24 protein-coding genes and 1 pseudogene are annotated in these 22448 nt (G+C 63.2%); 7 read left to right on the plus strand and 18 right to left on the minus strand.

The window, feature by feature from the left end; genetic code table 11:
• Positions 1 to 73 precede the first annotated feature (73 nt).
• A complete protein-coding gene (locus EOC83_RS25840) occupies positions 74 to 598 on the minus strand; it encodes a glycosyltransferase (RefSeq protein WP_063167649.1) in 525 nt (174 codons plus the stop codon).
• Between the two features lie 149 nt (positions 599 to 747).
• On the opposite strand from EOC83_RS25840, the gene EOC83_RS25845 reads away from it, so the two are divergent.
• Together EOC83_RS25845 and EOC83_RS25850 are read left to right on the plus strand one after the other, a co-directional pair.
• Positions 748 to 1902, plus strand: coding sequence for a PA0069 family radical SAM protein (locus tag EOC83_RS25845; RefSeq protein WP_023808673.1), 1155 nt, complete (start codon positions 748 to 750; stop codon positions 1900 to 1902).
• A 152-nt stretch (positions 1903 to 2054) separates the two neighbouring features.
• Positions 2055 to 2756, plus strand: a complete 702-nt coding sequence (locus tag EOC83_RS25850) for a ribonuclease HII (protein WP_027164182.1) — start codon at positions 2055 to 2057, stop codon at positions 2754 to 2756.
• Positions 2757 to 3031: 275 nt separating this feature from the next.
• On the opposite strand, the gene EOC83_RS25855 is transcribed toward EOC83_RS25850, so the two are convergent.
• The 7 genes from EOC83_RS25855 to EOC83_RS25885 all read right to left on the minus strand — a co-directional run bounded on the left by EOC83_RS25855 (position 3032) and on the right by EOC83_RS25885 (position 8606).
• Positions 3032 to 3523 (minus strand): F0F1 ATP synthase subunit B, encoded by a 492-nt coding sequence (locus tag EOC83_RS25855; RefSeq protein ID WP_013532841.1) that lies wholly within the window; start codon positions 3521 to 3523, stop codon positions 3032 to 3034.
• 10 nt (positions 3524 to 3533) lie between these two features.
• On the minus strand, positions 3534 to 4133 hold the full coding sequence (locus EOC83_RS25860) for a F0F1 ATP synthase subunit B (RefSeq protein ID WP_013532842.1): 600 nt from the start codon (positions 4131 to 4133) through the stop codon (positions 3534 to 3536).
• Positions 4134 to 4196: 63 nt separating this feature from the next.
• Positions 4197 to 4421 (minus strand): F0F1 ATP synthase subunit C, encoded by a 225-nt coding sequence (locus EOC83_RS25865; protein WP_006206606.1) that lies wholly within the window; start codon positions 4419 to 4421, stop codon positions 4197 to 4199.
• A gap of 85 nt (positions 4422 to 4506) precedes the next feature.
• Positions 4507 to 5265, minus strand: coding sequence for a F0F1 ATP synthase subunit A (locus EOC83_RS25870; RefSeq protein ID WP_013532843.1), 759 nt, complete (start codon positions 5263 to 5265; stop codon positions 4507 to 4509).
• 59 nt (positions 5266 to 5324) lie between these two features.
• Positions 5325 to 5732: an AtpZ/AtpI family protein gene (locus EOC83_RS25875; RefSeq protein WP_013532844.1), complete on the minus strand. Its 408-nt coding sequence runs from the start codon at positions 5730 to 5732 to the stop codon at positions 5325 to 5327.
• 254 nt (positions 5733 to 5986) lie between these two features.
• Positions 5987 to 7171, minus strand: coding sequence for a cell wall hydrolase (locus EOC83_RS25880; RefSeq protein WP_063167648.1), 1185 nt, complete (start codon positions 7169 to 7171; stop codon positions 5987 to 5989).
• A gap of 145 nt (positions 7172 to 7316) precedes the next feature.
• On the minus strand, positions 7317 to 8606 hold the full coding sequence (locus EOC83_RS25885; protein WP_063167647.1) for an MFS transporter: 1290 nt from the start codon (positions 8604 to 8606) through the stop codon (positions 7317 to 7319).
• Positions 8607 to 8725: 119 nt separating this feature from the next.
• Between EOC83_RS25885 and EOC83_RS25890 the strand changes: the two genes are divergently transcribed.
• A complete protein-coding gene (locus EOC83_RS25890) occupies positions 8726 to 9634 on the plus strand; it encodes a LysR substrate-binding domain-containing protein (RefSeq protein ID WP_013532847.1) in 909 nt (302 codons plus the stop codon).
• Positions 9635 to 9666: 32 nt separating this feature from the next.
• Here the strand turns inward: EOC83_RS25890 and der are convergent, their stop codons facing one another.
• Positions 9667 to 11100: a ribosome biogenesis GTPase Der gene (gene der, locus EOC83_RS25895; RefSeq protein ID WP_013532848.1), complete on the minus strand. Its 1434-nt coding sequence runs from the start codon at positions 11098 to 11100 to the stop codon at positions 9667 to 9669.
• Positions 11097 to 11762, minus strand: coding sequence for a tetratricopeptide repeat protein (locus EOC83_RS25900; protein ID WP_063167646.1), 666 nt, complete (start codon positions 11760 to 11762; stop codon positions 11097 to 11099). The genes der and EOC83_RS25900 overlap by 4 nt, the downstream gene beginning before the upstream one ends.
• Before the next feature lie 212 nt (positions 11763 to 11974).
• On the opposite strand from EOC83_RS25900, the gene EOC83_RS25905 reads away from it, so the two are divergent.
• Positions 11975 to 12982 (plus strand): polysaccharide deacetylase, encoded by a 1008-nt coding sequence (locus EOC83_RS25905; protein ID WP_013532850.1) that lies wholly within the window; start codon positions 11975 to 11977, stop codon positions 12980 to 12982.
• 33 nt (positions 12983 to 13015) lie between these two features.
• Here the strand turns inward: EOC83_RS25905 and sbmA are convergent, their stop codons facing one another.
• From sbmA to EOC83_RS25920, 3 genes are all read right to left on the minus strand, one after another.
• A complete protein-coding gene (gene sbmA, locus EOC83_RS25910; RefSeq protein ID WP_013532851.1) occupies positions 13016 to 14275 on the minus strand; it encodes a peptide antibiotic transporter SbmA in 1260 nt (419 codons plus the stop codon).
• A 113-nt stretch (positions 14276 to 14388) separates the two neighbouring features.
• Positions 14389 to 15549, minus strand: a complete 1161-nt coding sequence (locus EOC83_RS25915; protein WP_063167644.1) for a YbfB/YjiJ family MFS transporter — start codon at positions 15547 to 15549, stop codon at positions 14389 to 14391.
• 116 nt (positions 15550 to 15665) lie between these two features.
• Positions 15666 to 15887, minus strand: a complete 222-nt coding sequence (locus tag EOC83_RS25920; protein WP_063167643.1) for a hypothetical protein — start codon at positions 15885 to 15887, stop codon at positions 15666 to 15668.
• Positions 15888 to 15981: 94 nt separating this feature from the next.
• On the opposite strand from EOC83_RS25920, the pseudogene EOC83_RS25925 reads away from it, so the two are divergent.
• The 3 genes and pseudogenes from EOC83_RS25925 (at position 15982) to EOC83_RS25935 (ending at position 18592) form a co-directional block, all read left to right on the plus strand.
• Positions 15982 to 16964: pseudogene (locus EOC83_RS25925) on the plus strand (LysR substrate-binding domain-containing protein).
• Positions 16961 to 18217 (plus strand): aminopeptidase, encoded by a 1257-nt coding sequence (locus EOC83_RS25930; RefSeq protein ID WP_063167642.1) that lies wholly within the window; start codon positions 16961 to 16963, stop codon positions 18215 to 18217. Before EOC83_RS25925 ends, EOC83_RS25930 begins: the two are co-directional and overlap by 4 nt.
• A gap of 21 nt (positions 18218 to 18238) precedes the next feature.
• Positions 18239 to 18592 (plus strand): DUF488 domain-containing protein, encoded by a 354-nt coding sequence (locus EOC83_RS25935; protein WP_063167641.1) that lies wholly within the window; start codon positions 18239 to 18241, stop codon positions 18590 to 18592.
• 213 nt (positions 18593 to 18805) lie between these two features.
• On the opposite strand, the gene EOC83_RS25945 is transcribed toward EOC83_RS25935, so the two are convergent.
• The 5 genes from EOC83_RS25945 to EOC83_RS25965 all read right to left on the minus strand — a co-directional run bounded on the left by EOC83_RS25945 (position 18806) and on the right by EOC83_RS25965 (position 22286).
• Positions 18806 to 19156: an ArsC family reductase gene (locus EOC83_RS25945; RefSeq protein ID WP_063167640.1), complete on the minus strand. Its 351-nt coding sequence runs from the start codon at positions 19154 to 19156 to the stop codon at positions 18806 to 18808.
• Positions 19157 to 19329: 173 nt separating this feature from the next.
• Positions 19330 to 19683, minus strand: a complete 354-nt coding sequence (locus tag EOC83_RS25950) for a nuclear transport factor 2 family protein (protein ID WP_013532858.1) — start codon at positions 19681 to 19683, stop codon at positions 19330 to 19332.
• A 136-nt stretch (positions 19684 to 19819) separates the two neighbouring features.
• Entirely contained in the window at positions 19820 to 20500 is a 681-nt protein-coding gene (locus EOC83_RS25955; protein WP_245441279.1) for a 2'-5' RNA ligase, read from the minus strand.
• Positions 20501 to 20602: 102 nt separating this feature from the next.
• Positions 20603 to 21688 carry an ABC transporter ATP-binding protein gene (locus EOC83_RS25960; protein ID WP_027164193.1) on the minus strand — a complete coding sequence of 362 codons (1086 nt, stop codon included), beginning with the start codon at positions 21686 to 21688 and terminating at the stop codon, positions 20603 to 20605.
• Positions 21678 to 22286 (minus strand): cupin domain-containing protein, encoded by a 609-nt coding sequence (locus EOC83_RS25965; protein ID WP_127325994.1) that lies wholly within the window; start codon positions 22284 to 22286, stop codon positions 21678 to 21680. The genes EOC83_RS25960 and EOC83_RS25965 overlap by 11 nt, the downstream gene beginning before the upstream one ends.
• Positions 22287 to 22448: the final 162 nt, after the last annotated feature.

A 22448-nucleotide genomic window follows, 5' to 3' on the forward strand; every position in this document is an offset into this window, starting at 1 on the left:
TTCCCGCTTGAACGGACGCTAACCCCGCGTCAGATTTTGTGCAATGCACAATGGCCTGAGCAGCTGCAAAAAATCATGTCGAGGAGCGGCGTTCCTGCTTGGCGGGCGCCATCCAGATCTCGGCGTCGAGCCGCTTCGTTGCGAGGCCGCGGGCGATGGCCTCAGCACTGCCGGCACTCTTGGCCGCGGCCGCCGCCTGACGCTTGCTGATCAGCAATCCGTCGGCCAGGGCGCGGTTTCCCGAAAAGACCCGTGCCAGGAATGGCGTGCGGCTGGCCCGCGTGCGCGAAAACCGTGCGGCCATGGTCTGCCTGGCCGTATGCGCGACAACCTCATCGATCCAGCCCTCCACCAACCGCGCGCCCGGTTCCAGGAGCAGCAACCAGTCCCCCTTGGCCTGGCGGATGCCGGCAGCGACACCGCCGGTCACGTACTGACAGCCGGCATGCTCGGCCACACGATGCGTCTGGTCGGCGGAGCCTGTGTCGCAGACGATGACTTCACGCACCACGCCTTCGACCGCGCCGCCAATCAGCGAGGCGAGCGTGCGGGCGAGGCCCTCCTCGTCATTGCGGGTTTCGATGAGAACACTGAGCATCCTTAGCCGAATAGCGGAAAGCGCCGCACAGCGCCAGTTTTGCATCGCACCATAGAAAGTTCTTGCTTTGTTCTCATCGATGAAATAGGAATAATTTCATGAACAGAGCGATTCGACACAACACGGACAGTCCCTGGGAGCGGGCGAAAATGGAACAGATCGTGCGCGCCGACATTGCAGCTTTCGGAGCAGGAAGAGCCGAGATGGCCAATGCGATGGTCGAGCAGAGCGGCATGCGTGTCCGCCCGGACCGCAACCGCGGCAGGTCGGCCGGCATCAACCCGTCCGGCCGATTCGAGCCAGTCAGCCGGCACGTGTTCGACGATGGCTGGAATTCGCTGGAAGAACTGCCCCCCTTCAAGACCGAAGTGCAGGTCGAGAAGCCGCGCACCATCATCACCCGCAACGAATCGCCCGACATTTCCTTCGACCGTTCCATCAACCCTTATCGCGGCTGCGAGCATGGCTGCGTCTATTGCTTTGCCCGCCCGACGCACGCGTTCATGGGCCTGTCGCCGGGTCTGGATTTCGAATCGAAGCTGTTCGCCAAACCTGATGCGGCGCGCTTGCTCGACAAGGAGCTTTCGAAGGACAGCTATCAGCCGCGCACCATCGCCATCGGCACCAACACCGACCCCTACCAGCCGATCGAGAAGCAATACCGGATCATGCGCGAAATCCTCGAAGTGCTGGAAGCGCGCGGCCATCCGGTCGGCATCGTGACAAAGTCCGCCCTGGTGACGCGCGATATCGATATCCTGTCGCGCATGGCCGAACGAGGGCTCGCCAAGGTGGCGCTGTCGGTGACGACGCTCGACCGCATGCTGGCGCGCACCATGGAGCCGCGCGCGTCGACGCCGACCAAGCGGCTGGAAGCGATCCGGCAGCTTTCGGATGCCGGCATTCCGGCGTCGGTCATGGTGGCTCCGATCATTCCGGGCCTGACTGATCCGGAGATGGAACGCATCCTCGATTCGGCACGTGCGGCCGGCGCGCGCGAGGCGGGTTATGTGATCCTGCGGCTGCCGCTGGAGGTCAGCCCGATCTTCAAGGACTGGCTGCTGCGCCATTATCCCGACCGTTACCGCCATGTGATGTCGCTTGTCCGCTCCATGCGTGACGGCAAAGACTACGATTCGGAATGGGGCAAGCGCATGAAGGGCGCCGGTCCCTATGCCTGGCAGATCGGCCGGCGCTTCGAGATCACAGCCAAGCGGCTTGGTCTCAATGCCGAACGGCGCACGCTGCGGACCGATCAGTTCGTTGCCGCCGGGAAAGACCAGGTGCAACTGACGCTGCTTTGAAGAGACAATTCGTCGCGATGGATTGATCCGTCGCGCACCAAGAATCCCGTCCGGCCTGCCCCGGCCTGCAGACGGTGCCCTCCCGGTCCGGCGCCCCACCCGACCCGGAGGGACTTGCGGAGAATCGGAGCCGATGCGAACCTCGCCGCAACATGGCTCGCGCGCGTTCTGATTCTCCGCCTCTCTTTGAGATCATCGAGAAGCCCGACTTCTCCTTCGAGACGAAGGCGATGGCGGAGGGCCTGTGGCCGGTCGCCGGGATGGACGAGGCAGGCCGCGGCCCCCTGGCCGGGCCGGTGGTCGCCGCAGCGGTGGTGCTCGATCCCGCCAACATTCCCGACGGCCTCGACGATTCCAAACGCCTCAGCCATTTACAGCGTGAGGCCCTGTTCCTGCGCATTCTCGGCTCCGCACAGGCGGTCTCGATGGCCTCCATCAGCGCCGAGGGCATCGACGGCAGCAACATCCTCAAGGCAAGCCTGGAAGCCATGCGGCGCGCGCTGGTAGGGCTGTCGGTCCGGCCGAAGCTTGCGCTTGCCGATGGACGCGACGTGCCGCCGGGACTGCCTTGTGAAGGGCGCGCGCTGATCAAGGGCGACCAGCGTTCGCAGTCGATCGCCGCCGCCTCGATCGTCGCCAAGGTGATGCGCGACCGCATGATGTGCGGCTGCGGCAACCATCACGACCGCTACGGGTTCGAAGTCCATATGGGCTACGCCACGGTTCGTCATCGCACCGCGATCGAAGCGCATGGCCCGGTGGCGCGGCTGCACCGCGTGTCGTTTGCGCCATTCCGGCTGGGTGGGGCCGAGGTGGACGTGGTGGAAGAAGAGAGCTTCGCCGGGCTGGATTGAGCGACGACGACGACAAGCCAATCTCCCCCCTTGTGGGGGAGATGTCCGGTAGGACAGAGGGGGGCGCTGTCCCGCCGGCCTCTCAATCGATTGCAGTTATGCCCTCAGGCTTGTCCCGATAGACCTTAGGACAACAAAGGTTAGCGTTCCTTCACGCCCCCCTCTGCCCTGCCGGGCATCTCCCCCACGAGGGGGGAGATTGGCAGCTTCAGCGCCGCAACAAAAAAGCCGCCGGGTTGCCCGGGCGGCTTTCGATGACTGGCTAGACGAACCGCCTAATTCAGCTTCGACTTCACGTCCGCGAGCGAAGCCTTGAACAGATCTGCACCGGCCTTGGCGTCGATCTTGCCGGCAAGCAGCGCGCGTGCTGCCTCGACGGCGATGTCGACGGCGCTGGCGCGCACTTCGCTGATGGCATCACGCTCGGCCTGACCGATCTTCTGTTCGGCAAGCGCGGTGCGCCTGACGACATAGTCCTCGGTCTTCTTATGCGCGTCGGCGGCAAGCATGTCGGCTTCGCGCTTGGCGGCAGCGACGATGTCGGCGGCCTCCTGCTCGGCTTCCTTGCGCTTGCGCTGGTACTGGCCGAGCAGCTGCTGGGCCTCCTCGCGCAGCCGGCGCGCTTCGTCCAGTTCATTGCTGATCCTGGCGGCACGGGCGTCGAGCGCCTTGGCGATCATGCCAGGCACCTTGATGTAGACGGCAACGCCGAGGAAGATGATCAGGGCTATCGTGGCCCAGAGCGTCGCGAGAGATGTGTAATCCATGATGCGCTCCTCACCGGGCCACGGATTTGACCGCGGCCGCGATCTCGGCCTTGCTGGCCTTGCCGCCAACCAGAGCCTCGACGATCGCCGAAGCGGTGTCCTCGGCGATGCTGCCGACTTCCTTCATGGCATTGGCCTTGATGGAAGAAATGCGGGCTTCGGCTTCGCCAAGCTTCGCGTCGAGCGCAGCCTCGACCTTCTTGCGAGCGGTGTCGGCCTCGGCCTTGGCAGCGTCGTTGGCCTGCTGGCCGATCGCGTTGGCCTTGGTCTTGGCTTCCGCCAGTTCCTGCTCGTAGGCAGCAACGGCGGCGTCGGCCTCGCCCTTCAACCTGGCCGCCTGGTCGAGGTCCTGCGTGATGCGATCGTTGCGGACATCGATGATGCCGCCGACGCGCGGCATCACCACCCGCTTCAGGAAGAGATAGAACAGCCCGAAGGTGATCGCCAGCCACAGAAGCTGCGACGGGAACGTCGCCGGATCGAATGGCGGAAACGTGCCATGCGCTTCAGCAGGCACGCTGGTGCCGGAATGCGTGTCGCCTTCCGTCGCAGCGTGGCTGGTATCGGCTGATGGCGCGGACTCTTGCGCAAAGGCAGATGTCACGAACATGGACTATCCCCGAAATTCAGGCCCGCCGCTTGCGCGGCCGGCCTGTCCAATCTTCCCGAGTGCTCAGCCGAACAGGGCCAGAAGCGCGATGAGAAGCGAGAAGATGCCCAGAGCTTCGGTCACGGCAAAGCCGAAGATCAGACGGCCGAACTGGCCATCGGCGGCCGACGGGTTGCGCAGTGCGCCCGCCAGGTAGCTGCCGAAGATGTTGCCGAGGCCAATGCCCGCGCCACCCATGCCCAGGCAAGCGATGCCGGCGCCGATGTACTTTGCTGCTTCTGCGTCCATTTGTTCAACTCCTTTGGATCTAAAATTCCGTTGCGATTCCATCCGGCGCCAATGTTGGAAATCTTTGGGCCGGAAACTTTTGGACCTAGTGCCCTGGATGCAGGGCGTCGTTGAGATACATGCAGGTCAACACGGCAAAGACGTAGGCCTGCAGGAAGGCGACCAGCAGTTCCAGTGCCGTCAGCGCCACCGCCATCGCCAGAGGCAGGATCGAGCCGGCGACGCCAACCGCGCCGAGCGCGCTCAGGCTGACGACGAAGCCGGAGAACACCTTCAGCGTGATGTGGCCGGCGAGCATGTTGGCGAACAGACGAACCGAGAGGCTGACCGGGCGCGACACGAAGGAGATTACTTCGATCAGCACCACGAGAGGCAGCAGGAAGACCGGCACGCCGTGCGGCACGAACAGTTTCAGGAAGCCAAGACCATGCTTCATGAAGCCGTAGACGACCACGGTTGCGATCACCAGCACGGCAAGGCCGAAGGTGACGATAATGTGGCTGGTGACGGTGAAGAAATAGGGGAACAGGCCAAGCAGATTGGCGACGAGCACGAACATGAACAGCGAGAACACGAGAGGGAAGAACTTCATGCCCTGCGTGCCGGCGGCGTCGCGCAACATGTTGCCGACAAACTCGTACGCCATCTCGGAGACCGACTGAAGCCGCCCGGGAACCAGGCTGCGGCTCGACGTCGTGAGAAACAGGAATCCAGCCGCGACGATCACGGTTGCGACCATGAACAGCGCCGAATTGGTGAAAGACAGGTCATAGCCGCCGATGTCGATCGGAATCAGCTTGTTGATATGGAACTGGTGGATCGGATCGACCTTGTCAGCTGCCACGTTCAAACCCCGTCAATGCCGCGTACGGCCTCGTTACCATTACCGCACATGGTGCGCGGTCATTTCTTGTCGTCTTGGCCACGGCGCGATTTATCGCCCTGTCCAAATTCTGCCACGACGCCGGCGGAACGCATCACATTGAGCACTCCGGCGCCAAAACCAAGCAGCAGAAACACGATCAGACCCCATGGCGATGTCCCCGCCAGACGGTCGATGACCCAGCCGATGCCGGCACCCACCACCACCCCGGCGATAAACTCGCTGGAGAGTTTGAGCGCCTGACCATAACCGGCCACACTGCCCGCTTTCGCGTCGTCTTTCCCCTCGAGCCGGCCCGGCCGCCTTGTCGCAAGCGAAGCTTCAAGGTCACGGCGGCGGCGCTCAAGATCGTCGTCGCGGATGTCGGGTTCATGCTGATTGCCGCGGCCGGTTTCTCCGGTTCCGTCTGGCCCATTCTTGTCGGCCATCGCAACCCCCCTGCCCGGTCAGACCGTCACCGTCCGTCCGCTTCTAAAGTCGCCGGCAACATAGTTAGAGGGTTTGCGCCCGTCAAGCCACGGGCGGAAGTTCATTGCCATGTATTTTAGGCAATAAAATCAATGAATTACGAAGGTGCGACATCGTGCCCGCCAGGATGACGAGGATGCATGGCGCGAATCCCCCGCGCAATGGCTCTTTGATCGGCTGCGCGCCACATCAAGGATCAGCGGCTGCTCCGCACTCAGCTCCAGCCGCCGCCATAGGTCCGATAGAAGATATGCAGGCCGATCTTGGTCATCTTCTGCATCGTGCGCGCCCAGCCGGGGTGGACATATTGGGCATAGTAGTGGGTCGACGATCCGACTTCCGGAATGAAGATCTTGCCGGCGGTGACGGCCATGGCGATCTCCTGGGCGGTCTTGTAGGCGGCTGGGCTATCGATGCGCTTCTTCCTGCCGTCGCAGGCGAAGGAGAACTGGCAACGGTTGAACCAGCTGTCGTTCTGGTAGACGACGCCGCAGATCGAATTCGGATAGGTCGGATTGCGGACGCGGTTGAGGATGACCTGAGCGACAGCGGCTTGGCCGCGCACGGATTCGCTCCTCGCCTCGAAATAGATTCCGTTGGCAAGGCATGCCTGCTCCTTCTTGGAGAAGACACTCGCCGGCAGCGGGTTCTGGATCCACGAATGATCGCCCTTGGCCATCGGCGGAATGAAGCGGCCCTCATTGGGCTGCTCGTCCTGAAGCAGGGCCTCGAAGGGCGATGCCTTGGCATAGTCCGGCTCGGATTGCGCATAGGCGGTGGCCAGCACATCCGGATGGTCGTTGTTGACCAGCGCCGCCAGCATGGCCGGCACGCCGGGATCCGGCTTCTTGTCCTCGCGCGCATGGAATGCCGCGGCGATCTGGATTTCCTTGCCTTTGATCTGCGGCTTGGCGAAAGCCATTTTCAGGCCGCTGTCCATGCTGGGTCGCAGCAAGGAGGAGGTGCGCTCGAAGATCGAGCCGGCGTTGAAGTTCTTCGGGGGTGCGACGGGAGACATCTGGACGATGCGCCCTTTCTTCTCGGCGCGCACGACGCGGTCCTCATCGGGCGTGGCGCTGACCTTGCCGCCCTTGCCGCGAAACGACACGTTGCCGACACCGGCCAGGTGGACGCCCGATCCGGAAATGGAGCCGGTGACATCGGAATCGACAAAGGGCATCTCGGCCGCGTGGGTCGAGCCGGCGACGGATTTCTCGACATAGGAATTCCAGCGCGTGCTCGATGCTTCGAGGCCGGAAACGAGGCTCGTCATGTCCTGATAGGCGGCGACGGTCGGAAAGCCGATCCAGATGCCGAAACCGATGACGAGCGGACCCAGAAAGCCACGTTTTCTCTCACCGGCGGCGGCAACCAGCCGCTTCAACACACGTCGATGCACGGAACTCTCTCCAGGAACGCTACAGACCCCACTGGAGAGCAAAATGATGCATTAACCTTGATGGGACGTTAACGGATTCGATCGGGTTTTCCCGGTCGGCCCGAGGTCGTGGTTGCGAAGTCGGGCGATTTTGCGGCCGGACCATTCAGGCCGGGCGCAGGAAGATCGGCCGGGCGATCAGCGCGCAGATGGCGGCCGCCAGCCAGACGCCGGACCAGGACCAGAGGTGCAAGAGCCCCGGAATGGCCACCGGCACCAGGAAGAAGCCGACGAAAACAAAGGTGTTGGCAAGGCTGAGCGCGGTTCCGACATGGCCGGCGCCGGCAAGGGTGGCAAGCTCGGTGTAGGCGACGCCGTGCCAGGCGGAGACAGAGATGCCTGCGACAATAAGCACGACCGGAAGAACCGCCGACCAGATGAGCTGGCCGCCCGGAATGGTTGGGCCGAACAGGACCAGCAGCCAAAGCATGGCGAAGGCAAGGGCGCTGAACGCGCTGCACAGGCGAAGAAATTGGCGGCGGTTGCCATAACGGTCGGTGAAGCGGCCGCTCCAGATGCGCATGACCATGGCGCTGATCTGCACCGCGGCGAGGCTGGCACTGATTGCCGCCGTTCCCAACCCAACGAAGTCGTGCAGGAATACGGAGGCGAAGGTGAGCACGGCCACCTGCGGAAAGCAGAGCAGGCCGATGGCGGTCGCGATACGCCAGACGTCGCGATTGCGCAGCGGCGCCGGTCCGGCCACAGCCGAAGCGGGATGGCCCTCGCCCGCCGTCGGCGGCTCGTGCAGCCAGCGCCAGGCGAACAGGGCAGACAGAGCGGATGCACCCGCCAGGACTCCGAACACCGCGGCAAAGCCGAAAGCCAGCGCAAGCGAGGGCAGCACGAGCGCGCCAAGGCCGCCGCCAAGCGGCACCGCCGTCTGCCTGATGCTCATGGCGAAGCCGCGCTCGTTTTCCCGGAACCAGCCCATGATGGCGCGGCCGCTCGAACCGTTGACGCTGCCGCCGAGCAATCCGGTGATGAATAGGCTCGTGGAGAGCAGCGTGACATCGGGAGTACCGGTCCTTGTCGGCACGACCAGCATCGCCATGACCAGGAGCCACGCCGCCGTCGCGCCGAGCCCGATCAACAGCACGCGGCGGTCGCCCCAGCGATCGGTGAGCAAGCCCCAGGGCAGTTCGCTGAGCGCGACCCCAAGCCCGAGAAGGCCGAGCGCCAGACCGAGTTCGGCATTGCCTAGGTGATAGCCCTGGCGAAGAACGACCGCCGTCGCCGGGATGCCGGAGAACGTAGCCGAGAAGGCGGCATTGGCGGCAACGCCGATGCCCAGGACTTTCCAGCGATGGCCCGGCGTGAACACCCTCCCGGTGGAACCGGTATCTTCCAGAAGTTCCGACGGCTGCCGGTCGGTGCAATTGACAATGGCGGACATGACTTCATTTCCCGTGCTGGCCAGCGGTCCGGCCTTGACGATCTGTCCCTACCGCCATAATTTCGTCCTGAAAATCAGGAAGTTTTGAACTTACAATCCTGAAAATCGGGACTTCCAACATGCGACGCGTGACATTCGACCTCGACGTCCTGCGCAGTTTCGTCACCGGCATGGAGCTGGGTAGCTTTGCCAAGGCCGCTGACCGGCTTGGCCGGTCGACGTCGGCGGTCAGCGCGCAATTGAAGAAACTGGAAGAACAGGCGGCGACGCCGATCTTCCGCAAATCAGGACGCGGCCTCGCTTTGACCGAGGCAGGCGAGACCATGCTCGGCTATGCGCGCAGGCTGATCGAATTGAATGACGAGGCGGCATCCGCCATCCACGGTGTCGAGCTGGAAGGCTGGGTACGGCTCGGCTTGCAGGAAGATTTCGGCGAGGCGGTGCTGCCGGACGTGCTCGGCCGATTTGCCCGGGCGCACCCCAAGGTGAAGATCGAAGCCAGGATCGCACGCAGCCACGACCTTGCCGAAAGGGTCCTGTCAGGCAGCCTCGATATCGCGCTCGCCTGGCACTGCGGCGAAACGCTGCCCTACAGCCAGCATGTCGCCGATGTGCCGATGCGCTGGATCGGGCCGGCAAAGCGTATCGAGACCAGCCTGCGCAACAGTGAGCCGCTGCCGCTGGTGGCGCTCGAAGCGCCATGCCTTCTGCGCACGGTGGCAACCGAAACGCTCGACCGCGCCGGCCTGTCGTGGCGGATGGCCTTTTCCAGCCCGAGCCTTGGCGGCATCTGGGCAGCCGTGGCGGCGGGGCTGGGGCTGACAATCCGCACCGACATCGGCCTGCCGGCCAGCGTCAGCGCGATGACGCCGGAGATCGCCGGGCTGCCGGCATTGCCCAAAATGGCGTTGGTGCTGCACCAGAAGGATGCTGAACTGGATCCGGTGGCAGCGCGGCTGGCCGACATATTGCTGCAGGCGGCGTTGCAGGCGCTGCCACGGGACGAGCGGTTGAAGGAGGTCGCTTAGACAGCCGGAACAGGTATCCAGCGCCCGACCGCTTATTTACGCTTGTTCGACCTGCCGGCGAACGGATTGTCCGACGTGCGCAGCGCGATGCGGATCGGCACGCCGGGCATATCGAAGGCTTCGCGCAGGCTGTTGGAGAGATAGCGGACATAGGATTGCGGCATCGCATCGGGCCGCGAGCACTGGACAACGAAACCCGGCGGCCGGGTCTTGGCCTGGGTGACGTATTTGACCTTCAGCCGGCGCCCTGCCACGGCAGGCGGCGGATGGTGTGCCAGGATGCCTTCCAGCCAGCGGTTGAGCTTGCCAGTCGAGACGCGGCTGTTCCATACCTTGTGGGTCCTGATGACGGCATCCATCAGCTTGTCGAGGCCGCGCCCGGTCTCGCCGGAGACAGGTACGGCCTGCAGGCCGCGCGCCTGGGGAAGAAGCCGTTCCGTCTTCTCGCGCAGTTCGGCCAGAAGCTCCTGGGGATGGTCGATCAGGTCCCATTTGTTGAAGGCGATCACCGGCGCCCGGCCTTCCCTGATGATCAGGTCGGCGATCTGCAGATCCTGCTTCTCGAAGGGAATGGTGGCGTCGAGCACGATGATGACGATCTCGGCGAAGCGGATGGCGCGCAGGCCGTCCTGCACCGACATCACTTCGAGCTTTTCGTGAATCCTGGCCTTGCGGCGCATGCCGGCCGTATCGAACAGCTTCAGGCGGCGGCCATGCCAATCCCAATCGACCGAGATCGAATCACGGGTGATTCCGGCTTCCGGTCCGGTGAGCAGCCGCTCTTCGCCGATCAGCGCGTTGATCAGCGTCGACTTGCCGGCATTGGGACGGCCGACGACGGCGATGCGCATCGGTTTGGTGTCGTCATAGGTGTGCTCGGCATCCGGATCGGCGATATCCTCGCCGATCAGCACCTCGCCGGCAGCGATCTCTTCGTCTTCGCCATCTTCGTCTTCGCCGAAGGCGCGCGCTTCGCCGAGCGCGCCGATCACGGCGTCGCGCAAATCGGGCATGCCCTGGCCATGCTCGGCCGAAACCGGGATCGGCTCGCCAAGGCCGAGCTCCCAGGCTTCCAGCATACCGCCCTGGGCGCCCTTCGCCTCGGCCTTGTTGGCGACCAGCACGACCGGCTTGCCGGACTTGCGCACGATCTCGGCGAAGGTCCTGTCGTCAGGCAAAAGGCCGGACTTGGCATCGATGGTGAAGAAGATCAGGTCGGCCTCGCGGATAGCGATCTCGGTCTGCGCACGCATGCGGCCGGGCAAGGTCGAGGCACCAGCGTCCTCGAAGCCGGCGGTGTCGATGACATCGAAATGCAGGTCGTAGAGCTTGGCGGCGTGGACGCGACGGTCGCGGGTGACGCCCGGCGTGTCGTCGACAAGCGCCAGCTTTCTTCCCACCAGCCGATTGAAGAGAGTCGATTTGCCGACGTTAGGTCTGCCGATGATGGCGACTTTGAAGGTCACGACGCACTGCCCGACCCGCGGATCAGCTCGGACATCAATGTTGCGCGCTCGCGGGTGTTGCGCGGGGCGCCGTCATCGGCGGCGATCTGGTCGAACAGTTTCAGCGCATCCTGCGTCTTGCCTTCCTTCCAGGCGGAAAGGCCGAGCGCCTCGCGCGCCGTGTGGCGCAGCGTGTTGGTGTCGGATGTCAGCGCTTCGATACGGCTGGACACGTCGGCGAACGAGCCATGGTCGACGAGCAGCAGCGCTGCCCGCAGCCGCGCCATGTCGCGAATGCTCTGGGGAATGGCCGTGTCGGCGGCGACTTCGTCGAAATCCTTGACGGCGGCGGGAACGTCGCCCTTGTTCGCCTTGACGGTCGCGCCGCGCATGCGTGCGAGCAGCGGATAGGCGCCGTAGCCATCCTTCTCCAACTGATCGAGCGCGGTCAGCGCCTCATCGTTCTTGCCGTCATTGGCAAGCTTCAGCGCCTGCGAGAACGCATCGCCCGAGCGGTTGGCGCGCGTCTCGTCCCAATAGCGATAGCCGACGAAGGCTGCGGTGCCGAGCACCACGAGGATCGCAACGACAATCAGGGCTGGGCCAAAACGGTCCCACAGCGCCTGCGCCTGTTCGCGACGGATCTCGTCGTTGACTTCACGGATAAAACTGTCGTCGGACATCAAATCAAACCATTCCTGCCCGGTCGGGCCTTTGTCAGCCCGCGTTTTAGCGAAATTTTGCCGGCATGGAAGGGGTTCGACCGGAAAATCGCTATTGTCCGGGGCAAACGGATGTTTGCCCCGGACGAGCAGCCGAAGAGGCCCATCGCACCCGCGCCACATTTAGGCGATAGCCGGCTTGCAGACGTTCCCCGAGTTAAGATCAGATTCCTATGCTTCGTCCGTTCCGCGTTGTTGCGTTTTCGCTTGCCGCGCTCGTCACTGCCGGCGTGGCTCTGGCCGACCCGCCCGCGCCACCGGTGCCGGCAAAGCCCAAGCAGGTCGTCATCATCTCGTTCGACAGCGCCCGCGACATTTCGCAGTGGAAGCGCAGTCGAGCACTGGCTGAGCGCACCGGGGCACATTTCACCTATTTTCTGTCCTGCGTCTTCCTGCTGTCGACGGAAACACGCAAGGAATACACCGCACCCGGCAGAAGCGCCGGGAAATCCAATATCGGCTTTGCCGCCTCGAAACAGGAAGTCACCGACCGGCTCGAGCAGATCGGGCTTGCCGCGCATGAGGGCCACGACATCGCCAGCCATGGCTGCGGCCATTTCGACGGCAAGGACTGGAGCAAGGCCGACTGGCTGAAAGAGTTCGGTTCGTTCGAGCACATTCTCGAGAACGCCTATGCCATCAACGGCATTGCGCCCGAGCCTGAGGGCTGGCGCGATTTCGCACGGCATGCGGTTGTCGGTTTTCGCGCGCCGTATCTGTCGACGGGCAAGGCGCTCTATGAAGCGCTGCCGGCCGCCGGCTATCAATTCGACGCCAGCGGCGTCTCGCAGGGCCCCGCCCGACCGACGGCCAGCAACGGCGTCATGCACTTTTCGCTGCCGCAGATTCCAGAAGGACCGAAGTCACGGCCGGTGATCGCCATGGACTACAATCTCTATGTCAGGCATTCCGGCGGCTTCGAACGGCCAAGCCAAGCGGGCGAGTTCGCCAACCGGACCTATGATGCCTTCCGCGCCGCCTTCGACAAGCAGTATGCCGGCAAGCGCATTCCGCTGGAGCTCGGCTTCCACTTCGCGCTGATGAATGACGGCGCCTACTGGAACGCGCTGGAGCGCTTTGCCGGCGAGGTCTGCGTCAAGGCCGATGTCGAATGCATCAGTTTTCGCGATTATGTTTCGCGCCAGGATGCCGGCCAGAGGCAGGTCTCGGTCGGCGGCTGAGCCGCCAACCCGGTTCGTTTCCAACCTCGATCTTTAGGCCGGATCCTCAGCGCCCTGCCTTGCCAGATAGCGCTGGTCGATATCGGGCAGCGGCTCGCCTTGCAGCGTCGCCTCGAAGGCGCGCAGGCGCTTGTGGACCGATTGCAGCTCGACGATGGTCGACCAGGAGGTGAGCAGAAACTGCAGTGAACCGGTCACCTTGCCGAATGCGTTCGAAATCTGGTTCAGCGCGCCGAACGTGATCTTGTGCGCCACCAGCGAGGGACCGAGGATCAGCAGCGAGAAAATGTTGTCGGCCTGCAGGTAGGTGTAACGGACGACGTTGAAATAGATGTAGTGGAAATAGAGCCTGAAATAATTGTGGCGAACATTCTCGAACAGCTCGGCCGTGGTGGCCGGCTGGGCCCGGTCCGCGTGATCCTCGCCGTAGACGAGTTCCTTGCGGTAGGCTGCCTCAACGCGCTGGTTGCGGAACTGCAGCCCTGGAAGTTTCAGACCTGCAACCATGACCGAGATCGTCCCGAACAGACACCAGGCAAGGGCTGCGACAACCAATGGCTGTGGAATCGCGCCGATAATCGGCAACTCGGTGATATGGGCCTGCAACTGGATCATGACCGGCAGGAATGCGATCAACGTCATAATCGACTGGACGAAGCTGGAGCCGAGATCTTCCATGATCTGCGAGAACCGCATCGTGTCTTCCTGGATGCGCTGCGAGGCACCCTCGATATGGCGTAGCCTGCCCCAATTCTCGACGAAGTAGTTGTTCATCGCCGTGCGCCAACGGAAGATCCAGTGACTGACGATGAAGGCGTTGACCACCTGCACATTCATGCCGACCAGGGCGAGCCACGAAAAATCAGCCAATCCGATATAAAATTCGCTGTTGGTCGACTTTCCAGTCCCCGACATCAGCCCCTGCACATAGTCGAAGAAAGGCCCATACCAGGCGTTGACGGCGACGCTGACCTGCACATTGAAATAGATGAAGAACAGGATGACCGCGGTCATCAGGATCGACCAGCGTTGCCATGGATGCGGCGAATACCAGCTCCAGAATGCGTAGAAGACGAGCACGCAGAACGCGAAATAGAGATAGAACCAGAGGAACGGCTTCGATACGAGGATGGCGATGCCGATGATGGGCGGCGCGCCGGCCGCGGCGGGCGGCAATCCGAAAACCGTACCTAATTGTTCACCACCGAAGAACCAGAACAGGATCGCCGCAAGGCTCCAGACGGCGGCCGAAGTGAAGAACAGCTTCGGCTGCGGGAAAAAGGATACGAACACTGTGGCGAATTCCTCGATCTAGGCACAAATCAGCTGACGACAGCGGGCATAAAGTCACACATTAGTGGGAAAGAAAATGCCCGTGCCCGATGCCCGGCACAGCAAGCTCACAATCATGGCGATTTTGGCGCAGCCGACCATGTGATGGCGCCGGAGACGACCAGCACGATCGCGGCTGTGATCGAGGCGAGGAAGAAATCGCCGGACATCTGCGCCAGAAACCCGGCGGCGACCGGCCCGATGATCTGGCCAAGGCCGAACGCAGCCGTCATCAGGGCGAATATCCGCCGCGGCGCGCTTGGCGCCTGCTGCCGGGCGGCCTGCAGGCCAAATGCGGTGATGGCAATGAAGGTGCCACCGAGCAGCACGCCGGCAAGCAGCGGCCCGGTGGCGCCGCCGATGGCGACGCTGGCGGTGACGCCGGCAACTTCGATGAAGCACGCCAGCGCATAGGCGGCATAAAGGCCGGTCCGGGCCGCGATCTTCTGCCAGAGCCAGACTGAGGGAAAGCCCGCAAGACCGGCGACCATCCACACCATGGCCTCGAAGACGCGGCTGCCGCCGCCTTGCCGGACGATGGCGACCAGGAATGTCGCCGTCACCACATAGCCAAAGCCGAACAGGCCGTAGGCGACGATGACCTTGACCAACGACCGGTCCATCCGCAGTGCCGGCTCGCGGGTGGCTTCGCCGTTGCCGAGCGGACCCTCATTGGCCAACAGCGCAACGAGGACGAAACCACAGGCCGAAATCGCCGCCGACCACAGCCAGCCTGCAGCCCAGCCCGAATGCTCGGCGACCAGCACCGCCATCATCGCCGCCGATGCCGCTATGCCGAGCCCGACGCCGCCGAAATGCCAGGCCTGCAGGTCGTTGCGACCGGCAGCCGCGATGTGGCTGAAAACGGTGCTGGCCATGAACACCATGACGAAGGCGCTGGCCAGACCGGCCAGAAAGCGGATAGCGAGAAAGGCCGTCATCGCTTCGGTCAGCCCCATCAGCGCGGCAAGGACCGTACTGGCGCCAAGCCCCGCCAGCATCAGCAGGCGCTCGCGCCCATGCGCCCAGCCGCCCGCCGCTGCCAACGCGCCGACGAGATAACCGAGATAATTGGCCGACGCGATCCAACCGGCATCGGCAGGCGACAGATGCAATTCCTGCATCATGCCGGGCAGGATCGGCGTGTAGACGAAACGGCCGATGCCCATGGCAACCGCCATGGCAATCATGCCGGCGAAGGCGAAACGCAGCGCTGTCGAGGTGGCTGATGTCATTGCACTGCACAATAAGTGCAGGGGTCGCTGAAACAATCGCCATCTGTTGGGCCAGCGCGTGCGCGGGACGTGGTGCTCGCCTCGACTTTCCTCAAGCCGGAACGCTTGGCGGCTGCTCAGCAGCGGCCGCCGGCGTGCAACGGGGCCGTCTCGTGCACTGTCCGCCGTGCCGTCAGCCTGAACGGCACATCGCCCAGTTCGCGTTCCGACATGGTGTTCAGCACCGGATGCGAAAGCGGATCGGTCAGCCATCTCTGCGTTTCGCTGTCCGGGTGCGGCTCATACGGCGTACTCGCAGCGAAAAAGACCTTCAGCGACGACGACAAGATCCTCAGCATTTCCGGCTCCACAGGTCTGTCTCTTCCGATAAAATCCGCCGTTTCGACATGCCTTTCAATTGAGATTTCAGCCGGATCAGTTTAGAAAAACTCAATGGCCATGCTCAACCGCGTCCACCTCAACGGCCTGCGCGCCGTCGAAACCGTTGCCCGTCTCGGATCGCTGGCGGCGGCCGCCGGTGAGCTCAACGTTTCCGCAGCCAGCAGATAAGCCGTACCGAAAAACAGCTCGGCCAGGCGCTGTTCGAGCGAACGGCGAGCGGTCTGGTGCTGACCGAATTCGGCGCCGTCTTCGCGGCCCGCCTTGGTGCTGGATTTCGTGAGCTTTCCCAGGCCGTGGCGCTGGCCGACGAGGCTACGCAATGCACATTGGTGGTTTCGGTGGCGCCGGCCTTTGCCTCGAAGTGGCTGTTGCCCAGACTATCTCGCCACTTCGACCGGCATCCCAACGTGCTGCTGCGCATCGACGCTTCGGTGCGGCTGGTCAATCTCGATCACTCAGACATCGACATCGCCATCCGGCTTGGCGACGGCAAATGGCCGGGCGGGCGCACGGAACTGCTCTTGGCGCAGGAAGTCTTCCCGGTCTGCGCGCCGGCGATTGCCCAAAAACTGAAGTCGATCGAGGACCTTGCCCAGACCTGCGCGATCACCGACGAGCGAGCAATGATCAACTGGGAAAGCTGGTTCGAGACGGCCGGCGTCCCACCTGTCAGCTTCCTCAAGGGTGCGCGTTTCACCGACCCGATGCTGTGCCTGGAATCGGCGATTGCCGGCCACGGCGTGATGCTGGGCTGGCAATTGCTCGCCGCGGATGCGCTGGCCGACGGGCGGCTGGTGGCGCCTTTCGGTATCCGCGCCCAGAGCGGGCTCGGCTATTGGCTGGTGACCTCGTCCGTCAAGGCGGAAAGCCGCAAGGTCCGGGATTTCAAGGTCTGGATCAGGGAAGAGATCGAAGCAACCATGGCGCGGTTCGGGTCCGCAAACCCAAAACCCGCCGGCGCGATCGCGGTGGAAAGCGCCGCGCCGCCGCTCTATGGTAGGTCGGACATCAAACTACGACAGGCAGGATCATGACCACACATTCGCGCGGCGTTTCCGCATCAATCGACCCGGTGAAGCTCGACAGGCTGGCGGAAGTCGCCATCAAGGTCGGGCTGCAATTGCAGCCAGGGCAGGATCTGGTGCTGACGTCATCGATCGCGGCACTGCCGCTAACCAGGCGGATCGTCGAGCATGCCTACAAGGCCGGCGCCGGCCTGGTGACGCCGATCTTCAACGATGACGAGATGACGCTGGCGCGCTACCGCTTCGGCGCCGATGCGAGCTTCGACCGCGCCGCCGGCTGGCTCTATGAAGGCATGGCGAAGGCCTTCTCCAACAATGCGGCCAGGCTTGCGGTGCGCGGCGAGGATCCGTCGCTGCTCTCCGCACAGGATCCGGCGAAAGTGGCGCGCGCCAACAAGGCCAATTCGATGGCTTATCAGCCGGCGTTGGAAAAGATCACCGGCTTCGACATCAATTGGAACATCGTCGCCTATCCGGACCTCGCCTGGGCCAAACAGGTCTTCCCCGGCGATGCCGACGATGTTGCGGTCGTGAAACTCGCCGATGCCATCTTCGCCGCGTCGCGGGTCGATGTGGAGGATCCGATCGGCAACTGGAGGGCGCACAACGCGGCGCTGCGCAGCCGCACCGAATGGCTCAACGGCCATAATTTCCATGCGCTGCACTTCACCGGACCGGGCACCGACCTGACGGTTGGACTGGCGGACGGCCATGAATGGATGGGCGGCGCCTCGACCGCCAAGAACGGCATCACCTGCAACCCCAACATCCCGACCGAGGAGGTCTTCACCACGCCGCATGCGGGGCGAGTCGAAGGCCATGTCTCCTCGACCAAGCCGCTGTCCTACCAGGGCACGCTGATCGACGACATTTCGGTGCGTTTCGAAGAAGGCAGGATCGTCGAGGCCAAGGCATCGAAGGGCGAGGACGTGCTGAAGAAAGTGCTCGACACCGACGAGGGCGCGCGCCGTCTCGGCGAGGTGGCGCTGGTGCCGCATTCCTCGCCGATATCGGCCAGCGGCCTGTTGTTCTTCAACACGCTGTTCGACGAGAACGCCGCCTGCCACATCGCGCTCGGCCAATGCTATTCGAAGTGCTTCGTCGACGGCGCCTCGCTCAGCCAGGACGAGATCGCCGCGCGCGGCGGCAACAAGAGCTTCATCCACATCGACTGGATGATCGGCTCGGACAAGATCGACATCGATGGCGTCCACAAGGACGGCGCCCGCGTGCCTGTCATGCGCAAGGGCGAGTGGGCCTGAGGGTTCCAGCCAGGAGGTGTGATGGCCTTCAAGATCGCGGTCAAGCGTATCTACGAGCCGCCCGCTGCCGATGACGGGCAGCGGGTTCTGGTCGACCGCATCTGGCCGCGCGGCGTCAGCAAGCAAGACGCCGCGCTGACGCTGTGGTTGAAGGACATCGCGCCGAGCGACGAGTTGCGCAAATGGTTCGGACACGAGGCGGTGCGCTGGGCGGAGTTTCAGGAGCGGTATGGCGCTGAGCTGGATGGGAATGGCGCGGCGGTGACGCAGTTGCGAGGCCTGCTGGGTAACGGCAAGGTGACGCTGCTCTACGGCGCGCTTGACGAGGCGCACAACAATGCGGTGGCGCTGGCGGGGTATCTGCGCGGACGCTGAGATTTTATGGCGGTCGGCGGGACAGCGCCCCCCCTCTGGCCTGCCGGCCATCTCCCCCTCAGGTGGGGAGATCCGCTGTCATCATCTTCTTCGCAAATCCCGAACGTGACAGGAATGGCGGAGCGGCGAAGCTGCCAATCTCCCCACTTGAGGGGGAGATGTCCGGCAGGACAGAGGGGGGCGCCACGGAACACCGTGGACCGAGAGGCAGCTCTACTCCCCCACCGCCGCCTCATAGACATCAGCCTTGAACCCGACCATAACCCGGTCGCCTACCTCCAGAACCGGCCGCTTGATCATGGTCGGCTTGGCCAGCATCAGCGCCTTGGCGCTCTTCTCGTCGAGACCCTGCTTTTCCTTGTCCGGCAGCTCGCGGAACGTCGTGCTCGCCTTGTTGAGCAGCTTTTCCCAGCCGACCTTGCCCGCCCAACCATCCAGCCGCTTCGCGTCCAGTCCCTCGGCCCTGAAATCGTGAAACCGGTAGGCTACGTCATGGCCTTCCAGCCAGACGCGCGCCTTCCTGACCGTGTCGCAGGTGGTGATGCCGTACATGGTGATCGTCAAAAGCGTGCTTCCTTGGCTGACTGTCGAATCCGTTCCACAGACTAAACCGCCCTTCCCGATTTGCCAGAGCCGTTGCCATATCTCCGTTCCACATGACGGCCAGGACAATGTCCTGGCCGTCTAACCTCCAGATCATGCAGCAGCGATGTGAGCCGGAAGCCGGGGGTCCGGCCTCAATAATAGAAGCGCTCTTCGGTGATCTTGCCGTTTTTGACCGTGTAGAGGCCAACTTCATCCATGGTGACACGCTCGCCGGTAGCCTTGGGCGTTATGTCGAACTTGAAGCGCACCGCGAACTGGTCGCCATTGACATAGGGGCCTTCGACAGAGCCGCCATGGACTTCATTGTTCTCCTGCCACCACTGGCCCTTCTGCCTGAGAGCCTCCTTGCCACGGGAGATGGCCATCGGCCCCTCCATGGCTTCGTAGCTCACGATATCGTCGGAATTGTACTTCTCGGCGGCAGCTTCGTTCTCGCCCTGCTTGAGCAGCTCGGTAAAATCCTTGGCAATTTCCGCGATGGTCATTTGCGTTCCTCCTGTTCAGACGCACTGCAAATAGGCAACGACTCGCTGGCCTGCCATCGTCGGACCACGGGGTAGCTGACAAGCCATGTCAGGATGATGGATATCGCTCGGAGTATGTGACGACGATGTGAGCACATCACATCGCGCTCAGCGGCCAACATTCCGGGAAAACGTACTTCTTCAGTCCGCGCAAGCTGTGCACAAGGACGAACTCTCGTGCAACAAAGCTGATTGGGCCCATAGGCTGTTTGGGGACAAGTTTTCGGTCATATGCAAGCGTCAGATGCGGAACGAAACCATCTGACGCCTTGAGGCCTTCGCGCAGCATTTCGACGCCGAGCTTCCTGCTCAACTCACAAACCGGTCCGTCATCGGCGAGAAGCACGAAAGGGTGTTTGGCTGGCTTGCCCCTAGTCGCCGGTCGGCCGGGAAAGCTACTGGCATAGCGAAAGGTAACCTCGAACGGGGCCATCGCAATGCGCCGTCCCGATCGGGCGGCCGCAAAAAGAATTTTGGACCGTAGCCTTTTGTAATCACCGACATGCTGCAGGCTGACGTGAAAACGCTCCGGTAGCAGTTGGTCGCCGGTTACCCCGCATTGGCCGCATAGCCGATTTTGACAATCGGCAAAGCGCGAATGGTCCTTAGACTGCAAAAACAAACCGAAGAACACGCGCTCGGGCCGTTTAGGCCGCCATGGCGGCTCTGGAAGTCCATAGTCGAATTCGCCTTGCAGATACATACGCACACGCCCGGCAAAGAACGCTCCTGTTTTGCTCCATTCCGGAACAAAACAGGAACGCTCTCCTTGAGTCAAGCCTGGAATCTATTCGAGCTCACGCCCAGCAGCCGATGATACCCTCGACCTCGAGGAAATCGTGGATCGCCCAGTTGGCCCCGGTTTTTAGAGTTCGATGAACTAACCTGGCAGCACTGGGCAGTTGGCGCCACGGCGCAGGCTGATATGCGCCACGTCGCCGACCTGGAAGCGAAAACCCTCGGCCTGGCGCGGCGCGTCGATGACGACAGGTGCGCCCTGCCCGAGTTCGGCATGCAGGCGCAGCGTGCGGCCGTGAAAGACGACGCTGTTGACGCGCGCCGGTGCGGTGCCGGGCGCGGCCTCGGTCATCGCCAGCAAATCCTCCGGGCGCACGCCGATGGTGCGGGTAGCGCCCTCGGCAGGTGCCTCGCCGGTTTCAGAAATAGCCTCCAGCGGCAGGGTGCCGGCGGTGAAACGCAAGCGATCGCCATCGCGGCCGACAAACCGTGATTGCAGGAGATTCATGGTGCCGATGAAGCTCGCCACAAACTTCGTGGCAGGCCGGTCATAAAGTGTGGCCGGCGGTGCGATCTGCTCGATGCGGCCCTTGTTCATGACGACGATGCGGTCGGAAATCGACAGCGCTTCGGTCTGGTCGTGGGTGACCATGACGAAGGTGGTGCCAAGCCGCGACTGCAGCCGCTTCAGCTCAACCTGCATCTGTTCGCGCAGATGCGCATCGAGCGCCGACAACGGCTCGTCGAGCAGCAGCACGCGCGGCTCGCAGACGATGGCACGCGCGAGCGCGACGCGTTGGCGCTGGCCGCCAGACAGTTCGGAGACACGGGCGCCAAGCTTGTCGGCGAGACCGACCATGTCGAGCGCTTCGCCGGTGCGCTTAGCCTGTTCGGCTCCAGACAGTTTGCGCAGCGACAGACCGAAGCCGACATTTTCTGCAACATTCATGTGCGGGAACAGCGCGTAGTCCTGGAACACGGTATTGACCGGCCGGTCGAACGGGCGAAGTGCCGTGATATCGCGGCCGTCTAGCAGCACCTTGCCGCTCGACGGGCTTTCGAAACCGGCGATGACGCGCAGACTGGTGGTCTTGCCGCAACCCGACGGCCCGAGCAGCGTGATGAACTCGCCGCTGATAATGTCGAGATCGACGGCGTCGAGCCCGACGATGCCGCCAGGAAAAATCTTCGAGACCGCCTGCAGCCGGACGAGTGGATCAGGCGCCATCGCGAACCTCGGACGGCTTCGTGGTGTTGACCCAGAGAATCTGGCACCGCTCGGCGCCCGGATTGCGGAAGGCATGCAAAAGCGTGCTCTTGAAGGCAAAGCTGTCGCCGGCCTTCAGCACGTACTTTGTCGAATCCACCACCAGTTCGACCTCACCAGCCAGCACGAAGCCGAATTCATGGCCGGCATGCGCATAGGCCTCGGCCGTGCCGCCGCCGGCTTCCACCGTCACCAGCATGCCGGTCAGCGTCGCGCCCGGGGGTGACAGCAGCGCCTTGGCAATGCCTTCCGATTTCACCGGGATTTGCCGCCGCTTGTCGGCACGCACGCAATAGAGGTCGTTCGCCGTATCGCTGCCGTCGGCGATCAGCGCCGACGGCTCGATGTCGAGGGCGGCGGCGAGCGGCCAGATCCCCTTGACGCGCAGCGAGGACATGCCGCGCTCGATCTGGCTCAATGCACCGATCGACACGCCGGCCTTTGCCGCAAGATCGGCCAGCGACAGCTTGCGCTCCAGCCGCAGCGCCCGCACCCGCCTGCCGACCCGCACATCGGCATCGTCCTTCGGCTTTTCAGCCGTTTCGTCCAGCATGTCCATGCGTTAGTCCTCGTTTGCTTTCCCTTCTCCCCTTGTGGGAGAAGGTGGATCGGCGCGCAGCGCCGAGACGGTTGAGGGGTGTTCCAGCGGAGTGAGACGCTGGTGTTCCCTGGAGCACCCCTCATCCGTCGCCTTCGGCGACACCTTCTCCCACAAGGGGAG

Source organism: Mesorhizobium sp. Primo-A (assembly GCF_003997175.1).
GTDB lineage: Bacteria > Pseudomonadota > Alphaproteobacteria > Rhizobiales > Rhizobiaceae > Mesorhizobium > Mesorhizobium ciceri.